Below are 15,741 nucleotides of genomic sequence, written 5' to 3' on the forward strand. Positions count from 1 at the left end.
GCCGCTCGCCCGCGTCAGCGCGGCACGGCGCGGCCCGCGGGGGAGCCACGGGGAGTTCGGGTGGAGAGTGTGGGGGCGCTGGTCGGCAGCCCGTGGATCTATGCGGTGGTGGCCCTCTCGGTCCTGCTCGACGTGTTCCTCCCGGTCCTGCCCAGCGGGGTACTGGTGATCACCGCGGCCACGGCGGCGGCCGCGGGCACGGCGACCGACGTGCCCGACATCCTGGTGCTGACGCTGTGCGCCGCCACCGCCTCCGTCCTGGGCGACCTGGTGGCCTACCGCCTCGCCTGGCGCGGCGGTGCCCGTCTGGACCGGGCCATAGCCCGTTCACGGCGGCTCAGGAGCGCGCAGGAACGTCTCGGCGCGGCGCTCGCCCGGGGCGGCGGCGTCCTGGTCGTCCTCGCCCGCTTCGCCCCGGCCGGGCGCTCGGTGGTCTCCCTCGGCGCCGGAGCCGCGCGCCACCGCGCCCGCGACTTCCTCCCCTGGTCCGCCCTGGCGGGGCTGTCCTGGGCCGCGTACAGCGTGGCCCTCGGCTACTTCGGCGCCCACTGGCTGGGCGCGACCTGGCTGGCCACGGCGGTGTCGGTGGGCGCGCTGTTCGCGGCGGGGGCGGGGGCGGGCTACCTGATGCGCCGGCGACCGCAGCCGCAGCCCTCGGAGGCTTCGTAGGCCCTGCGGGCCCCGGGACTCGCGCGGAGTCCGAGAGCCGGGGCGGTCGGGCCGGGCGGGGGTGTCGCGCAGCCCGGCGTCCACGGGGCGCCTCCCCCAAGTGCCCGAACGGCCCGGGAGGCGCCCCCGTCACCCACCCGTGCCGCCGCAGCGGCACGATCACCCGCGGCCGCGGCGCCCGGGGGCGCTATCCCCCCGCCCGCCGCGCCGCGCCCCCGCGCACCTCCAGCCCGTCCAGCAGCTCGGCCGTCGCCGAGGCGATCGCCTCCACCGCCCGGTCGAACACCTCGCGGTTGTGGGCGGCCGGCGCGCGGAAGCCGGACACCTTCCTCACGTACTGCAGGGCGGCGGCCCGGATCTCCTCCTCCGTGGCCTCCCCGGGCTGCACGGGCGGACGCAGGGTCTTGATGCTCCGACACATGTCTCCAGTCTGACGCGCCCCCTCCGCAACTCGCCACCCAAAATCGAACAGGCGTATCATCGGGTTGTGGCTGCGACCTATGACTTTCCGAGTGACCTCCTCGCCGGTCAGGAGGAACTGCAGCAGGTCCGGGCCGAGTTGTCGGCCCTGCTGAAGCGGCTCCCCTGGTCGGTCGAACCCGTCGACGGGTTCAGCGACGACCACGGCTGGCGCAAGGTCGAGCGCCCCGCCTCGCCCGGCTGGACCGCCGACGAACAGGCCGAGGTGGAGAAGCTCCGGCGACGGGAGCACGAGCTCGCGGTGTTCGTCAGCACCCACCGCTACTGGGCCGAACTCACCGGCGCCGACCGCGTGCACGCCCGCTCCCGGCTGAAGCACACCCACGAGGACCCGGAGGGGCCCGCATAGGGCGGACGGCACGGGACGGCACGACGACAAGGGCCTCCGGAGCGACTCCGGAGGCCCTGTCTCCCGGTGGGCGCGGACGGTTTCGAACCGCCGACATCCTGCTTGTAAGGCAGGCGCTCTACCCCTGAGCTACGCACCCGGGACCCGGGCCGCGCGCCCAGGTCGAGTCGACAGCCTACATGGCCCGGGGCGCGGTCCGGCAAACGCCCGCCGGGGGCACCGGGGGATATCCCCACCCCGGATCCGCCAGCCGCCCGGATCCCCCGGCGGGCCCCCGGTCCGTACGGTCGAAGAGCGCCCGGAGACCGCCGGAGAGCGCCACCGTCCGTCCCAGGGGGAGACCGCCATGACCCGCACGACCCGTACCGCCCGGCCCTTCGGCTCCGCTCCCGGCGCCCGTGCCGCGTGGACACGCGCCCTCGCCCTCGCCGGGGCCACCACGGTGATCGTCGCGGGCGTGAGCGCCTGCGGGGCGTCGGCCGCCGACGACGACGATCCCGACCACCGGTCCTTCGGCCTGCCCGGCAGGACCCTCGTCGTCGACTCCGACGAGTCCGCCCTCGAGATCGTCGCCTCGGACGAGAACGCTCCCGGCAAGGTCGAGGTCACCCGGTGGTTCCAGGGCACCGTCGCCATCGGCTCGACCCCGAAGGCCACCTGGTCCATGGACGGCGACCGGCTGGTGCTGCGGGAGAAGTGTTCGGGGGTCGTCGCGGACTGCTCCGCCAAGCACCGCATCGAGGTGCCCCGCGGAGTCTCCGTGAAGGTCGAGGAGGAGGACGGCAGCGTGCGGGCGCGGGGCTTCCGCGACGCGCTGAGCATCCGCACGACGGACGGTTCGATCCACGTCACGGACTCCACCGGACCGCTGGAGCTGCGCACCGGTGACGGGTCCGTGCGCGCGGAGGTCTCCTCCCGTACGGTGCGCGCCCACAGCGGGGACGGCTCGGTCCGCCTCGAACTGGCCGCCGTACCCGACCTGGTGGACTCCCGCAGCGGCGACGGCTCCCTGACGGTCGACCTGCCGCGGGCCTCCTACCGCGTGGACACCGAGACCGGCGACGGCGCCGAGGACGTGTCCGTGCCCCGCGACGACTCCAGCCCCCACAGGGTGACCGCGCGCACCGGCGACGGCCAACTCACCGTCCGTACGGTGAACTGACCGGCCCGTGTCTTCGTCCTCCACCGGTGGGAGAATGACATCGGGCCGGGCGAACGACAGTACGGGAGAGGGATGTGACGGCGACACCAGCGCAGCCGTACTCGCCGTCGGAGCCGCGCGTGCCTCGCACGTGTCGTGCCGTACCTCCTCTTCCCCACCGGCCGGGTGCCCGCCGGACCCCCGGCGCGCTGCGGGAGGTGCTCGCCCTCGTGGGGCTGCCGCTGGTCGTGGCGCTGGCGCTGCCCGCCGCGTTCACCGGGGGCGGGACCCGGCGCTGGTTCGGCGGGCGGGCGGAGAACCAGCGGGCCGAGGCGCAGGCCGCCAAGGACGCGGCGGCGGCCGCCTTCTACGAACTCGACACCGCCCAGCGCGACCTGCGGATCTCCATCGAGACGATCACCGCCGTCGACGCCTCCCCCGCCGCCCGCCGCGCCGTCGCCGACTTCGAGGCGCTCGGCCGGCGCATCGACGAGGCCAGCCACCGCTACATCAGCGCCGTCGACGCCCATGACCTGGACCGCGACGACCTGGAGGCCTCGGCCGCCGCCCAGGCCCGCGAACGGCTGACCGCCGCCAAGGACGAACTCGGCCGGGTCAAGCAGGAGCTGGACCGGTTCGCCGACGGGCTCGGCTCCCTCCTCGGCAAGGCCGAGACCCAGCTCGCCCGGCTCGCGCCCGCCGTCGAACGCGCCCGGCAGGCGCTGCTCGCCGCCTCGAACGCCCTCGACACCGCACGCGGATCGGGTCTGAAGGCCGACGACCTCGCCGCCCGGCTCGCCGTGCTCTCCCCGGAACTGACCAAGCTGAACCAGGGCGCGGGGCAGCACGGCGTGCCCCAGACCCTGGAGCGGGCCGAACGGGTCACGCGCGAGGCCGAGGCGGTCCGCGTCGAAGCCGAGCGGCTGCCGGAGCGGGCCGCCGAGATCGACCACCGGCTGGTCTCCCTGCGCACCCGCGCCCAGGCCCTCACCACCCGCTCCGAACAGGTCGAACCGGTCCTCAGCGAACTGCGCCGGCGCTTCACCGCCGCCTGCTGGCAGGACCTGCACCACGTCCCCGACGTGGCCACGGAGAACGTGAGCCGGGCGGAGGCGAGACTCGCCGAGGCCCGGGCGGCCCGCGAGGAGCAGCGCTGGGCGGACGCGACCGCCCTGCTGTCGACCGCGCGGGCGCTGCTGAACACGACCGACGAGGCGGTGTCGGCGGCCGGCGACCGGCTGCGGCGGCTGAACGCCGTGCAGAAGGACCCCGGGCAGGAGATCGAGCGCACCCGCTTCACCATCCGGGACGCCCAGCGGCTGGCCATGGCCGGCCGCAACACCCCCGACCCGCGCCACGCCCGCCCCCTGGACGACGCCGTGGCCCGTCTGGAGCGGGCCGTCGCCGGGCTGGAGGGCCGCCATCCCGATTACTGGCACTTCCTGACGGAGACGGAGGAGGTGCGGGCGGCGGTGGGCCGTGTGGTGGCCCTGATCCGGGAGGAACGCGGTGGTGCCGCCCACTGACCGTCCCGGCGCGGGCCGATCCGGTTAACCTGTGCCCATGCCTCGCTATGAGTACCGCTGCCGGACCTGCGGCGACACCTTCGAACTGAGCCGCCCCATGGCGGAGTCCTCCGCGCCCGCCGCCTGCCCGGCGGGTCACGACGACACGGTCAAGCTGCTCTCCACCGTCGCGGTGGGCGGCACCGCCTCCGCCGCGGCCCCCGCTCCGTCCGCGAGTGGCGGCGGTGGCGGCTGCTGCGGTGGCGGCTGCTGCGGCTGAACCCCGCCGGAGGACACGGCACCGGACGTCAGCCGCACATCGGCTGCCGGGACGGCGCGGCATCAGCTGCCGAGGTAGCGCAGCACCGCCAGCACCCTGCGCGAATAGCCCTCGCCTCCCGTCAGCCCGAGCTTGTCGAAGATCGCGTTGGTGTGTTTCTCCACCGCGCTCTGCGAGATGTGCAGTCGCCGCGCGATGGCGGCGTTGGTGTGCCCCTGTGCCATCTCCGCCAGTACCGCCTGCTCCCGCGCGGTGAGGCGGGCGAGCGGGTCGGTGTGCGTCGTGCGGCCGAGCAGCTGCCGCACGACCTCCGGGTCGAAGGCGGCGCGTCCCTGCGCCACCCGCTCCAGGGCGTCCAGGAACTCGTCGACCTGGACGACACGGTCCTTGAGCAGATAGCCGACTCCTTCCGACTCACCGGTCAGCAACTCGGTCGCATACCGCTTCTCCACGTACTGCGAGAGCACCAGCACCCCTACGGACGGCCAGCGCCGGCGGATCTCCAGGGCCGCGCGCAGTCCCTCGTCGGTGTGCGTGGGCGGCATCCGCACATCGGCGACCACCACGTCCGGCGGGTCCTCGGCGACCGCCCGCAGCAGCAGCTCCGCGTTGCCGACGGCGGCCAGCACCTGATGTCCCTCCTCCGCCAGCAGCCGCACCAGGCCCTCTCTGAGCAGGGTGGAGTCCTCGGCCAGGATCAGGCGCATGGCAGCTCCGCGGTCACCAGGGTCGGCCCGCCCGGCGGACTGCGCACCTCGAGCCGCCCGTCGAGTGCGGCGACGCGCCGTGCCAGCCCGAACAGTCCGCTGCCCGTGGCGTTCGCCCCGCCCCGGCCGTCGTCCTCGACGCTCACGTACAACGCTCCCTCCCTCGGTCCGACCTCGACCACTATCCGGGTCGGCTTCGCGTGCTTCACCGCGTTGGTGACGGCCTCGCAGACGACGAAGTAGACCACGGTCCCCACCGCCCGCTCGGGCTCCCCGGTGAGCCCGTACTCCACCCGTACCGGGACGGAGGCCCGCTCGGCGACCGTCTCCAGCGCCGCCCGCAGCCCTGCCTCGTCCAGGGTGGTGGGGTAGATCCGCCACGCCACCTCGCGCAGGTCGTCCAGGGCGTGCCGGCTCTCCTGGTGGGCCTGGCGCAGCAACCGGTCCGTGCGGGCCGGGTCCTCGCTGCGCAGGGCGCGGCCGAGCAGCATGCCGAGCGCGACCAGACGCTGCTGCACTCCGTCGTGCAGGTCCCGCTCGATGCGCCGCCGCTCGTCGTTCACCGCGTCGACCACGGCCGCGCGGCTCGCGGACAGTTCGGCGATGCGCCGCTCCAGCGCGTCCTGGTGGCGGGGGCCCAGCAGGCGGCGGGCCAGCTTCCCCTCCAGTTGGGCCACGGCGAGTATCCCCTGCACGACGAGGAAGAGCAGGAAGAGGCCGCCGAGGGACGTGTAGACGATCGACGCGGTGTTGCGTACGTCGTCGACCAGCAGCCAGAGGTACATCCACGACGTGCCGTACCCCAGGCCGATCGCCGCCGAGAGCATCACCACCGCGCCCAGGACACCCAGGGTCCAGCGGCAGGCCAGGTATCCCAGGGCCTGCGGGTCCTCGTACGCGGGCGAGGTGTGTGCTCCCAGCCAGGTCCGCAGCCGGGTGCGGTTCAGCTCCGTCAGTCCTCGCGCGCCCGCGAGGACCGGGCGGAGCACGGCGCGACGGCCGCGCGGCCAGGCCACGACGAACAAGAGGGACAGGCCGGCCAGGACGGTGTAGAGCAGCTCGACGACGGCCGCGGCGGCGCCCCACATCAGCCCCACCGCGCACCGCACCACACGCCGCACCATGTCTCGCATGATCGTGAGGCTAACCGTGCGCGGCACGGGTACACACTGCGGAAAACCGCAATTGCGGCTGCGGAGTACCGCATCGAGTCGTGCGGCTTTCCTCAGCGTTCCTTCAGCTCCGGTTTTCTAGCGTGGGAGCCATGACAGCCATCGCAGCGCACACGATCACGGCGGCCGGGGACGGCAGCGCCGGACCGCAGTGGGTCAACGACCTCATGGACGCCATGGGCGCCCCCGGGGCCGGCCTCGCCATCGCGCTGGAGAACCTCTTCCCTCCCATACCCAGTGAGGTGATCCTGCCCCTGGCGGGGTTCGCCGTGAGCAGTGGGCGGATGAGCCTGCTCGCCGTGCTGCTGTGGACCACCGCCGGCTCGGTGGTCGGCGCGCTCGCGCTGTACGGGGTGGGCGCGCTGCTCGGCCGGGACCGGACGGTGGCGATAGCGGAGCGGCTGCCGCTGGTGAAGGTCGCGGACATCGAGAAGACGGAGGCGTGGTTCCTGCGGCACGGGACGAAGGCGGTGTTCTTCGGCCGGATGATCCCGCTCTTCCGCAGTTTCATATCGGTGCCGGCCGGCGTGGAGCGCATGCGGCTGCCGCTGTTCCTCGGGCTGACCACGCTGGGCAGTGCGATCTGGAACACCGCGTTCGTGCTCGCGGGGTATGTGCTGGGGGACAACTGGGAGCAGGTGTCGACCGTCGTCTCGGCGTACTCGAAGGTGGTCCTCGGCGTGGCCGCGCTGGCTCTGGTGGCGTTCGTGGTCCTGCGGCTGCTGCGCTCGGGGGACGGCCGCCGGCGGCGGGACGGGCGGGCGGGCACGGGACACCCGCACCCGCCGCGCTCCGGGGACGGTCACGGCGACGGGTACGACTCCGCCGACACGATGAGTCTGCGCCGCCTTCGCTGACGCCCCGGCCGCACGACCGCGGGACCGTACGGTCTCACCGGGGCGAGCGCACCGTCCGCAGGAACTCGCGCAGGATGCGCTCGCCCGCCAGGACGCCCCGCTCGGGCAGAGCCCTGATCCCGGGGGCCGTCCAGTCGGCGTCGGCGAGTTCGCCGTGGCCCGGGCGCCAGCCCCGGTCCACGGCGAGGAGCAGATCGGCGTCGAGGAGGGAGTCGCCGGCGGCGAGGGTGAGATCGGCGCCGGTGCGGCGGGCCACCTCCTCCATGGCCGCGCTCTTGGTGAGGGGCACCGGCACGGCGTAGATCTTGCGGCCCTGGAGGGAGACCGTCCAGCCGCGGTTCTCCGCCCACTCCCCGAGTTCCTTCACCCACTCCTCGCGCAGCAGTTCCCGCTCGACGACCAGGTAGGCGAAGAGGTCCTCGGCGACCCGGTGCTTGCGTACCCAGACCGGGTCGGCGGTCCGCAGCAGGTGGTCCTGCACCTCGGACAGCGGGGCGCACTCGTCGGCGAGGCGGGCGAGCACCCGGGCGTGCCAGTCCTGGTCGGACACGCCGTCGACGAGGAGGTGTCCGCCGTTGGCGCAGATCGCGTAGGTCGGCGGCGGGCCGGGGAGGTTGATGCGCTGGTACTGCTTGCGGGTGCGGGTCGTCGTGGGGACGAACACGGCTTCGTCGCCGAGGTCGGTGAGGAGCCGGGCCGCCGTCTCCGTCATGTAGGAAAGGGGCTTGCTCTCGTGGACCTCCACGCACAGCAGCCGGGGCGCCCGTGCGTCCGGCATGGTCAGGGCGAGGGCGGCGGCGGAGTAGATGAGCGTGCGGTCGAGGTCGCTGGCGACGATGACGGGCATCAGCCGGTCACCGCCTTGCCGTCGGCGCCGGTGGCACCACGGGTGTAACGGGGGTGGATCAGTCCGACGCAGGTGTAGGGGAGTCCGTCGACCTCCTCGACGGGGACGCCCCGCTGCTGCGCGAGGAGGCGTACGTGGTCGAGGTCGCTGCCGGCTCCGCTCCGGGCGAGCACCTTCCAGGGCACCCGGCGCAGCAGCACCCGGGTGGTCTCGCCGACGCCGGGCTTGACGAGGTTCACGTCGTGGATGCCGTACTCCTCGCTGATGCGCTCGACCGCCGCCCAGCCCTCCCAGGTGGGGGTGCGGTCGGCGGAGAGCAGTTCCTTGGCCCGGGCGCAGGCGGCGTCGGCGACCTCCGGGAAGCGGGCGGACACGGCGTCCAGGAAGGCCGTCGAGAGGTCCGCGCCGGCGAGTTCGCGGTAGAACTTGGCGCCGTGGAAGTCCTCCGGGCCGACCAGGTCGGCCCGGAGCACGGTGCGTGAGATCAGGCCGGACACCGTGGAGTTGAGGCAGGCGGAGGGGATCAGGTAGTCCTCGCGGGTGCCGTAGGTGCGGACGCAGGAGCCGGGGTCGGCCAGGACCGCGATCTCCGGGTCGAAGCCGGTGACGCCCTCGGTCTTCTCGAACTCCTCCACGGCCTGGGCGAGTTCGCGGGTGATGGCGCCCTTGCCGGTCCAGCCGTCGACGAAGACCACGTCCCGGGGGTCGTGGTGGGCGGCCAGCCAGCGCAGCGCGTTGGCGTCGATGCCCCGGCCGCGGACGATCGACACCGCGTAGTGGGGCAGGTCGAGCTGGTGGCGGTGCTGCGCCCAGCGGCGCATCAGGATGCCCACGGGGGTGCCCGCACGGGCCAGGGAGACGAGCACCGGGCGGGGGGAGCGTTCGGCGAGCACGGTCTCGGTGACCACGCCCACCGCGTGGGCCAGGCGGGCCGCCGACTCGTTCAGGGCCGCGTGGAACAGCTCCTGGTACTGCTCGCTCGGCTGGTACTCCACGGGCAGCGACTCCGCGTAGTGGGCGCCGCCGCTCTGGATGGCCTCCTCGCGCTCCTCGGTCGGCGCCTCCAGCGTCACGTCCGAGAGGTCCTGGAGCAGCCAGCCGACCTCCTCGGGCGCGTACGAGGAGAAGGCGGGGCCTCTGAGGGGCTCGGGCAGCATGGTGGCGGGCCTTTCGGGGGCGTCCGGTCGGGCGTCCTGGGGGGCGGTGTCCTGCGGCGCGGGCACGTACGACGGTACGACCGCGAGGAGGACCTGCGGGGTGTGCGCGGCGAGCCGGGCGAGCAGGCCGTCGGGCGCGTGCAGTGCGGGGGTGTCGGCAGTCGAGTCGACGACGGCGACGACGGCGTCGAAGCCGCCGCCGGCGACGTTGTAGGCGTAGCGCTCGCCGGGGCCGTCGGCGGGGTCGTCATGGGCGGGGAAGACCAGACGGGTGCGTATCGCGTAGCCGGGGTCGTCGACGGCGAGGACGGGTGAGCGGGTGGTGGTGGAGAAGCGTACGTCGGCGCGGACGGTCCGCTCCAGCTCGCCCGCCAGGCGCAGCGGGGCGTACATCAGCTCCTCGAAGCCGAGGACGAGGACGCGGCGCGCGTCGTCGGGGAGCGCGGCCGCGAGGCGGGCCGCCATGCCGGGGAGTGCGGATTCGAGGCGGGCCCGGTGCGCGGGGGTGAAGCCGTGGCGGCCGCCGTCGGGGAGGCCGTCCGGCCAGCGCAGGTCCACTCGCGTGGCGCGCCTGTCGTCCGGGTGCGGGCCGTCCTGGGGCGATCGCGCCCGCGCGGCGGTAGCCGCGGATCCGGCTGCGCCCCGCGCCCCTGGGGAGTCCGTCCGGGCGTCGGCTTCGAAGCTCGCGGGAGCAGCGGCACCCTTCAGGGGCGCGGGGAACCGCGCGGCCGGCACCGGCGCGGTCGCAGCCGGCCGGCCGCCCCCCGCGGCGCTCTCGTACCGCGCCACCAGCTCCTGCCCCTTCGCCAGGACGCCGTCCGGCAGCCGCACCGTGCCCGACGCGGTCGTCACCAGGTCGATCCGCGCCCCGATCTCATGGGCGAACCCGTCCAGACGGCCGGCGTCCGCGGGCGAACGCATGTCGACGAGGGCCACCACGACGTACCGCCCCCGCGGATACCGCGCGTGAAGATCCCGGACGGTGTTCAGCACCGTGTTCCCCGTCGAGAACTCGTCGTCGACCAGGACCAGCGGACCGTCCCCGGCCAGCAGCCGCGGATCCTCCGGGAGCAGCAGGTGGGACGTGGCGTGGGAGTGGGACTCCTCGAAGCCCCCGGCGGTGGCCGTTCCCGCGACCGGGCGGCGCGTGGAGTGCAGATACGGGGCCGGGCCCAGACCGTCGGCGACGGAATGGCCGAGGCCGGTCGCGGTCTCGGCGTAGCCGAGGACCACCGCGTCCTCCGCCGTGTCACCCAGCAGTTCGCGCACCCGGCGGCCGAGTGCGACGCCGTGGCCGTACACGACGGCCGGCGACTGGGGGACGTGCTTGCCGAGGACGTTGGAGACCAGCAGGTGGGCCCGCTTGGGGTTGCGGCGCAGCGCCAGCCCCAGCAGCCCGGGCAGGCTCTCGTCCCCGGCCAGCTCGACGCCGAGCCGCTCCGTGACCCAGCTGCCGGACCACGTGTCCCCGCCGGCCGGGTCCCCGTGACGCGCCGGGCGGCGCATCCCCTCGTTCACAGCCTTCTCCGTCCCGGTCACTCGGCCAGGCCCGCCGCGAGCAGTTCCACGAAGCCGATGTCCTCGTTGGCCACGCCGAAGGCCTCGGCGCGCAGCAGGGTCCGCTCGGCCCAGGCGCGGTGCGGTTTCACCTCGTTCATCTTGTTCGTGTAGGCCGATCTGAGGACACCCCCGCCGCCGCGTTCCGGCCGGAGGATGTCCTGGGCGTCGCTGAACTCCTCGTGACTGACGACGGACAGCGCGTGCACGGGGAGGACGTGCGAGGGGTGGATGCAGGTCTTGCCCAGCAGGCCGTTGGCCCGGTCGAGGGCGATCTCGCGCAGCAGTCCGTCCATGGCGTGTTCGATGAGCTTCTCGCGCAGGGCGACCGCCTTCACCTCGTGGAAGGGGCTCTGCCGCAGGAGGGGCTTGAACATGCGTTCCTGGACCCGGAAGTACTCCCAGACCGGCCCCGTCACGGTGAATCCCGTGCCGTCGGCCCGGGCCAGCATGTTCACCACGTCGGAGATCACGGAGGCGACGACCTGGACGTCGTAGGCCGTCATGTCGGGGCCCCTGCGCAGCCCGTAGGAGGAGCAGAAGTCGGTCACGCCGAGGCGCAGCGCGAGCACGCGGTCGCGGTACTTGTCGACGGCGCGGAAGATGCCCTCGAGGGTCTCCACGCGGGACTCGCGGTAGAGCAGCTCGGGCGACTCCAGCACCGGCATGGCGAACAGCCGGTACCCGCTTTCGGCCTCGGCGGTGGTCAGCGCCTCCAGGAACGGCAGGCCGCGTTCCGCGGTGAACTTCGGCAGCACGAATCCGGACAGCAGCGAGGCGGCGGGGCCGAGGCGCCGGACGAGGTCGGGGATCTGTTCGGGGGTGCGGACCCGGATGAACAGCAGCGGCGGCTCCGCGCCGGGCCGTCCGGCCAGGTCCGCGAACTGCCGTACGAGGTTCTCCTCGCCCGCGGGCACGTCGGCGTCGTCGATGGAGTCCTCCAGGCACAGCACCATGGAGACCACACCGCGTCCGCCCTGCTTGACGACGTCGTCGGCGAGCCGGGGCCGGGTCGCCGGGCTGTAGAGCGTGGCGCCGAGGGCCGCGGAGAGCAGCCGGGCCGGGGAAGCCGGCGTGAACTCGACGGGCTCCCGGTAGAAGAGACGTTTCCGCACCGCAGGGGCGATATGCCCGAAATGACGCATGGAACTCCCCCGTGGCCTCTCTGGAATCTCGGGAATGTCGGAAGGTGGCCGGTAATAGTACGTAGGGATCCATGTCGACGGTTCCCGCGGGGCGTGAACTTCAGGTAACCCGGCCATGTCGGCACCAACCCCCCACGTTGTCGTGACCAGGACGGAGAAGGCAGGATGACCGTATGACGCACGCGATGCTCAAGGGGTCGAACGTCCCTCTCGAGGCCACCACGGTACGTGCCGTGCTGCGCTGGTCGCCCGGGCAGGGGGTGCCGGACGTCGACGCCTCCGCGCTGCTCCTCGGCCCCGACGGTCGTGTGCGCTCCGACGAGGACTTCGTGTTCTACAACCAGCCACGGCATCCCGGCGGGCAGGTGTGGCGGCTCGGCAAGAAGCGCGTCGCCGAGGGACTGGCCGACACGATCCAGGCGGATCTCACCGGTGTCGAGTCCGGTGTCGACCGGATTCTGCTCGTCGCGTCGGCGGACGACGTCACCTTCGACCGCGTACGGGACCTGCGCATCCTGCTGTACGACGCACAGGCCGCCGACGGGGACGCGCTGGCGTATTTCGACGTCAAGCCGGAGACCGGTGAGGAGACCGCGCTGATCTGCGGTGAGCTGTACCGGCGCGGGGAGGGCTGGAAGTTCCGGGCGCTCGGCGAGGGCTATTCGAACGGTCTGGAGGGCCTGGCGACCGACTTCGGCATCTCGGTGGACGAGTCGGAGGCGGCGCAGCAGCCCGATCCCTCCGACGTCACCCAGCAGCCGCCGCCGACGGCGCACGTGCCGGCCGCCGACCGCACCTCCTCCGAGGCCCTCACGCAGCCGCAGGCCCCGCTCGTCCCGCCGACGCCCGAGGTGTCCCGGCCACTGCCGCCGGAGCGGCCGGCGGGGGTGCCCGCGCAGCCCGCGTACGGCTATCCGCCGCAGCAGCCCGCGGCCACGCCGCAGCCGGCCTACGGCTATCCGCACCCGGCCGCCCAGCCCGCCTACGGCTATCCGCCGGCACCCGCCGCGGCCGCCGCAGGGGCGCCGTCCGGATACGGTTTCCCGCCGCCGGCCGCGGCCTCCCCCGACCCGGACTTCCGGCTTCCGCCGCAGGGGCCGCAGTTCATCGGGCGTTAGCGGACCGGCGCCCACGCGATCAGGGGCTCCTCAGCGATCGGCCTTCCTCTTGAAGCCCCTCCCCCACTGGAGCCCCCACCCGTACAGCCGGTCCAGCTCCGCCTGGAACCCGTACACGAACTTCACCTCGCGGCGGACGAGGATCTCGCCCTTGACGTTCTCGATCATCACCACGGCGCAGGAGCGGGCCTGGGGGTGGCGTTCGTCGAGGCCGATCTCGACCCGCGGGCCGTGGCTGGGGTAGAGCGTGACCATGGCCTGCGTCCGGTCGAACGCGGGCGTCTGGTCGTAGATGTACGCGAAGACCAGCAGGCGCTTGATGTTCTCGCGCTGGTCCAGGTTGACGTACATGGTCTCGCCCGAGCCCGACCCGAACCGGTCGTCGCCGCTGAGTTTGACGTAGGGCGCGGCGTTGACGTCGCCGAGGAGACCGCCGAGGGGCTGGACCACGCCCTTGGTGCCGTCCTGGAGCTCGTACAGACAGCCGAGGTCGAGGTCGACGTTGACCATGGACTGGCTGTGGCCGACCACCTCCGGCGGCTTGAGCGCCTTCAAGGGGTGGCGCAGCAGGCTCTCCCGCTGGGAGCCGCCGAAGTCGGAGGTCCGCATCCGCCAGCTGAGGTTGATCCGCAGATGGCCGGTGGCCGCCCCCTGCTTGGTCAGGGACACCTGACCGTGCCGTTTGGTCAGCTCGATGGCGTTGCTGGCCGCGCTGCCCGAGTCGAAAGCGCTCTCACGTCCGCGCCGCAGTCCGTCCAGGAAACCCATTCCCGCCCCAAGTCCAGTCGCCGAACCCCGCTCGGGCCGCCGGGGCTCCCGGACGGCCGACGGGGCGGCTCCGAGGAGTGGTCCTCGGAGCCGCCCCGTCGAAGAGCGTTCCTCACCTGGAGGGCTGTCACACCCCGGAGGGGACCTCGGTCTTGTCGCCGGCGCTCCCCTCGGCCGCGGCGAGCCGCTTGTTGCGGCGGACGGAGGACAGGAAGGACCAGCCGATCAGGATGACGCCGATGGAGCCGGTGACGAGCTCGTGGATCTCGTACCGGATGGTGACGAGCAGGATCACCGCCAGGGCGCCGATGGCGTAGTGGGCGCCGTGCTCCAGGTAGACGTACTCGTCCAGGGTGCCCTGGCGGACCAGGTAGACCGTCAGCGAACGGACGTACATGGCGCCGATGCCCAGGCCCAGGGCCATCAGGACGATGTCGTTGGTGATGGCGAAGGCACCGATCACTCCGTCGAAGGAGAAGGACGCGTCCAGCACCTCAAGGTAGAGGAACATGAAGAACGCGGCCTTGCCGGCCAGGGCGACCGCCGACTTCGGCTTGCCCTCGCGCGCGGCCTGCTCCTCGGCCTCGTGCTCGCGTTCCTCCTCCTCCTCGAGCTTGTCCTCGAAGAAGCCGGACAGACCGCCCACGATCAGGTAGGTGATCAGGCCGGCGACGCCCGCGAGCAGGACCGTGGAGGACTTGTCGACGTGCGCGCCGCCGTGCTGGTGGGCGTGGGTGGCGAAGGCCATGGCGGAGATCATCAGGAAGATCAGCGCGATGCAGACCGACAGCATGTCGACCTTGCCCAGCTTGGCCAGCGGGCGCTCCAGCCAGCCCAGCCACTTGATGTCCCGGTCCTCGAAGACGAAGTCCAGGAAGATCATCAGCAGGAACATGCCACCGAACGCGGCGATCGCCGGGTGGGCGTCGGTGACCAGTTCCTGGTAGCGGTCCTTGTCGCTGAGCGCGAGGTCGACCGCCTCGATCGGGCCGAGCTGGGCGCTGACGGCGACGATGACGACGGGGAAGACCAGCCGCATGCCGAAGACGGCGATCAGGATGCCGATGGTGAGGAAGATCTTCTGCCAGAAGGCGTTCATCTTCTTCAGGATCCCGGCGTTGACCACCGCGTTGTCGAAGGACAGCGAGATCTCGAGGATCGAGAGGATCGCCACGATTCCGAAGGCGGTCCACCCCCCGAAGAGGATCGCTGCGACCAGGCCGAGCGCGGTGACCGCGAACGACCAGCCGAAGGTTTTCAGAACCACTGGCTACCCCAGGTGTGTTGACGGGTCTCCCCCGCTGCCGTGATCGGCTTTACGAAACGTTGACTCCGAAGTCTAGAGCGATGCCCCGCAATCCCGACGCGTACCCCTGTCCCACCGCACGGAACTTCCATTCACCCTGGTAACGGTAGAGCTCACCGAAGATCATCGCGGTTTCGGTGGACGCGTCCTCGCTCAGGTCGTAACGGGCGAGTTCCTGGCCGTCCGCCTGGTTCACCACGCGGATGAAGGCATTGCTGACCTGGCCGAAGGTCTGGCCGCGCTCGTCGGCCATGTGGATGGAGACCGGAAAGACGATCTTGTCGCACTGGGCCGGCACCGTGGAGAGGTCGACCAGCAGAGACTCGTCGTCCCCCTCGCCCTCACCGGTGAGGTTGTCACCGGTGTGCTCCACCGAGCCGTCCGGGCTCGTGAGCTGGTTGTAGAAGATGAACCACTCGTCCCCCATGACCCGGCCGCCGCTGCACACCAGCGCGCTGGCGTCGAGGTCGAAGTCGGCTCCGGTGGTGGAGCGCGCGTCCCAGCCGAGTCCGATCATGACCTGCGTGAGGTTCGGCGCGGCCTTGGACAGGGAGACGTTTCCCCCTTTGGCAAGCGTGACGCCCATGATGCTGGTCCCCCTCCGGTCGGTGTTTCTCAAGGTGGTCCTGTGCGTCCGGCGCCGCACGTAAACCGTGCGGCGCCGGGCGGTGCGGCCGCGGAAG

The 15,741-nt window shown here is 72.6% G+C and carries 16 protein-coding genes and 1 tRNA gene; 7 read left to right on the forward strand and 10 right to left on the reverse strand.

Going from position 1 to position 15,741, the window contains the following annotated elements; all coding sequences use genetic code 11:
- Positions 1-60: 60 nt before the first annotated feature.
- On the forward strand, positions 61-669 hold the full coding sequence (locus ACZ8ZB_RS10540; protein ID WP_470737445.1) for a DedA family protein: 609 nt from the start codon (positions 61-63) through the stop codon (positions 667-669).
- Positions 670-856: 187 nt separating this feature from the next.
- Here the strand turns inward: ACZ8ZB_RS10540 and ACZ8ZB_RS10545 are convergent, their stop codons facing one another.
- Positions 857-1,090, reverse strand: a complete 234-nt coding sequence (locus tag ACZ8ZB_RS10545; RefSeq protein WP_470737446.1) for a DUF2277 domain-containing protein — start codon at positions 1,088-1,090, stop codon at positions 857-859.
- 66 nt (positions 1,091-1,156) lie between these two features.
- Between ACZ8ZB_RS10545 and ACZ8ZB_RS10550 the strand changes: the two genes are divergently transcribed.
- The gene (locus ACZ8ZB_RS10550; RefSeq protein ID WP_470737447.1) at positions 1,157-1,498 is read left to right on the forward strand and encodes a hypothetical protein; all 342 of its coding nucleotides are present in this window, start codon (positions 1,157-1,159) and stop codon (positions 1,496-1,498) included.
- Between the two features lie 67 nt (positions 1,499-1,565).
- Here ACZ8ZB_RS10550 and ACZ8ZB_RS10555 read toward each other — a convergent pair.
- Positions 1,566-1,637, reverse strand: a tRNA-Val gene (locus ACZ8ZB_RS10555).
- Between the two features lie 207 nt (positions 1,638-1,844).
- Between ACZ8ZB_RS10555 and ACZ8ZB_RS10560 the strand changes: the two genes are divergently transcribed.
- From ACZ8ZB_RS10560 to ACZ8ZB_RS10570, 3 genes are all read left to right on the forward strand, one after another.
- A complete protein-coding gene (locus ACZ8ZB_RS10560) occupies positions 1,845-2,660 on the forward strand; it encodes a DUF4097 family beta strand repeat-containing protein (RefSeq protein WP_470737448.1) in 816 nt (271 codons plus the stop codon).
- 74 nt (positions 2,661-2,734) lie between these two features.
- Positions 2,735-4,165: a hypothetical protein gene (locus ACZ8ZB_RS10565; protein WP_470737449.1), complete on the forward strand. Its 1,431-nt coding sequence runs from the start codon at positions 2,735-2,737 to the stop codon at positions 4,163-4,165.
- A gap of 37 nt (positions 4,166-4,202) precedes the next feature.
- Positions 4,203-4,424: an FmdB family zinc ribbon protein gene (locus tag ACZ8ZB_RS10570; protein WP_470737450.1), complete on the forward strand. Its 222-nt coding sequence runs from the start codon at positions 4,203-4,205 to the stop codon at positions 4,422-4,424.
- A 62-nt stretch (positions 4,425-4,486) separates the two neighbouring features.
- Here the strand turns inward: ACZ8ZB_RS10570 and ACZ8ZB_RS10575 are convergent, their stop codons facing one another.
- Positions 4,487-5,131, reverse strand: a complete 645-nt coding sequence (locus ACZ8ZB_RS10575) for a response regulator transcription factor (RefSeq protein ID WP_073935764.1) — start codon at positions 5,129-5,131, stop codon at positions 4,487-4,489.
- Positions 5,122-6,264, reverse strand: coding sequence for a sensor histidine kinase (locus tag ACZ8ZB_RS10580; RefSeq protein ID WP_470737451.1), 1,143 nt, complete (start codon positions 6,262-6,264; stop codon positions 5,122-5,124). The genes ACZ8ZB_RS10575 and ACZ8ZB_RS10580 overlap by 10 nt, the downstream gene beginning before the upstream one ends.
- A 131-nt stretch (positions 6,265-6,395) precedes the next feature.
- Here ACZ8ZB_RS10580 and ACZ8ZB_RS10585 point away from each other — a divergent pair, with 131 nt between their 5' ends.
- Positions 6,396-7,160: a DedA family protein gene (locus tag ACZ8ZB_RS10585; protein ID WP_470737452.1), complete on the forward strand. Its 765-nt coding sequence runs from the start codon at positions 6,396-6,398 to the stop codon at positions 7,158-7,160.
- Positions 7,161-7,194: 34 nt separating this feature from the next.
- On the opposite strand, the gene ACZ8ZB_RS10590 is transcribed toward ACZ8ZB_RS10585, so the two are convergent.
- Genes ACZ8ZB_RS10590 through ACZ8ZB_RS10600 form a run of 3 tightly spaced genes read right to left on the reverse strand, consistent with a single transcriptional unit; the run spans position 7,195 to position 11,866 of the window.
- Positions 7,195-8,007 (reverse strand): HAD family hydrolase, encoded by an 813-nt coding sequence (locus ACZ8ZB_RS10590; RefSeq protein WP_470737453.1) that lies wholly within the window; start codon positions 8,005-8,007, stop codon positions 7,195-7,197.
- Complete coding sequence (locus ACZ8ZB_RS10595; protein ID WP_470741459.1) at positions 8,007-10,670, reverse strand: phosphoribosyltransferase; 2,664 nt, start codon at positions 10,668-10,670, stop codon at positions 8,007-8,009. The genes ACZ8ZB_RS10590 and ACZ8ZB_RS10595 overlap by 1 nt, the downstream gene beginning before the upstream one ends.
- Before the next feature lie 29 nt (positions 10,671-10,699).
- Positions 10,700-11,866 (reverse strand): HpcH/HpaI aldolase/citrate lyase family protein, encoded by a 1,167-nt coding sequence (locus ACZ8ZB_RS10600; RefSeq protein WP_470737454.1) that lies wholly within the window; start codon positions 11,864-11,866, stop codon positions 10,700-10,702.
- Positions 11,867-12,039: 173 nt separating this feature from the next.
- Between ACZ8ZB_RS10600 and ACZ8ZB_RS10605 the strand changes: the two genes are divergently transcribed.
- Entirely contained in the window at positions 12,040-12,984 is a 945-nt protein-coding gene (locus tag ACZ8ZB_RS10605; protein ID WP_470737455.1) for a TerD family protein, read from the forward strand.
- 30 nt (positions 12,985-13,014) lie between these two features.
- On the opposite strand, the gene ACZ8ZB_RS10610 is transcribed toward ACZ8ZB_RS10605, so the two are convergent.
- From ACZ8ZB_RS10610 to ACZ8ZB_RS10620, 3 genes are all read right to left on the reverse strand, one after another.
- Entirely contained in the window at positions 13,015-13,752 is a 738-nt protein-coding gene (locus tag ACZ8ZB_RS10610; RefSeq protein WP_470737456.1) for a TerD family protein, read from the reverse strand.
- Positions 13,753-13,879: 127 nt separating this feature from the next.
- Positions 13,880-15,019 (reverse strand): DUF475 domain-containing protein, encoded by a 1,140-nt coding sequence (locus tag ACZ8ZB_RS10615; protein ID WP_470737457.1) that lies wholly within the window; start codon positions 15,017-15,019, stop codon positions 13,880-13,882.
- A 49-nt stretch (positions 15,020-15,068) separates the two neighbouring features.
- Positions 15,069-15,644: a TerD family protein gene (locus ACZ8ZB_RS10620; RefSeq protein WP_470737458.1), complete on the reverse strand. Its 576-nt coding sequence runs from the start codon at positions 15,642-15,644 to the stop codon at positions 15,069-15,071.
- Positions 15,645-15,741 lie beyond the last annotated feature (97 nt).

Source organism: Streptomyces sp. 12E (genome assembly GCF_055633275.1).

Excerpts from the sequence above, each read along its gene's own strand:
- ACZ8ZB_RS10595 (WP_470741459.1), bottom strand. The coding sequence starts at position 10,670 with ATGCGCCGCCCGGCGCGTCACGGGGACCCGGCCGGCGGGGACACGTGG.
- ACZ8ZB_RS10545 (WP_470737446.1), bottom strand. The coding sequence starts at position 1,090 with ATGTGTCGGAGCATCAAGACCCTGCGTCCGCCCGTGCAGCCCGGGGAG.
- ACZ8ZB_RS10560 (WP_470737448.1), top strand. The coding sequence starts at position 1,845 with ATGACCCGCACGACCCGTACCGCCCGGCCCTTCGGCTCCGCTCCCGGC.
- ACZ8ZB_RS10600 (WP_470737454.1), bottom strand. The coding sequence starts at position 11,866 with ATGCGTCATTTCGGGCATATCGCCCCTGCGGTGCGGAAACGTCTCTTC.
- ACZ8ZB_RS10620 (WP_470737458.1), bottom strand. The coding sequence starts at position 15,644 with ATGGGCGTCACGCTTGCCAAAGGGGGAAACGTCTCCCTGTCCAAGGCC.
- ACZ8ZB_RS10575 (WP_073935764.1), bottom strand. The coding sequence starts at position 5,131 with ATGCGCCTGATCCTGGCCGAGGACTCCACCCTGCTCAGAGAGGGCCTG.
- ACZ8ZB_RS10610 (WP_470737456.1), bottom strand. The coding sequence starts at position 13,752 with ATGGGTTTCCTGGACGGACTGCGGCGCGGACGTGAGAGCGCTTTCGAC.
- ACZ8ZB_RS10605 (WP_470737455.1), top strand. The coding sequence starts at position 12,040 with ATGACGCACGCGATGCTCAAGGGGTCGAACGTCCCTCTCGAGGCCACC.
- ACZ8ZB_RS10590 (WP_470737453.1), bottom strand. The coding sequence starts at position 8,007 with ATGCCCGTCATCGTCGCCAGCGACCTCGACCGCACGCTCATCTACTCC.
- ACZ8ZB_RS10580 (WP_470737451.1), bottom strand. The coding sequence starts at position 6,264 with ATGCGAGACATGGTGCGGCGTGTGGTGCGGTGCGCGGTGGGGCTGATG.
- ACZ8ZB_RS10570 (WP_470737450.1), top strand. The coding sequence starts at position 4,203 with ATGCCTCGCTATGAGTACCGCTGCCGGACCTGCGGCGACACCTTCGAA.
- ACZ8ZB_RS10585 (WP_470737452.1), top strand. The coding sequence starts at position 6,396 with ATGACAGCCATCGCAGCGCACACGATCACGGCGGCCGGGGACGGCAGC.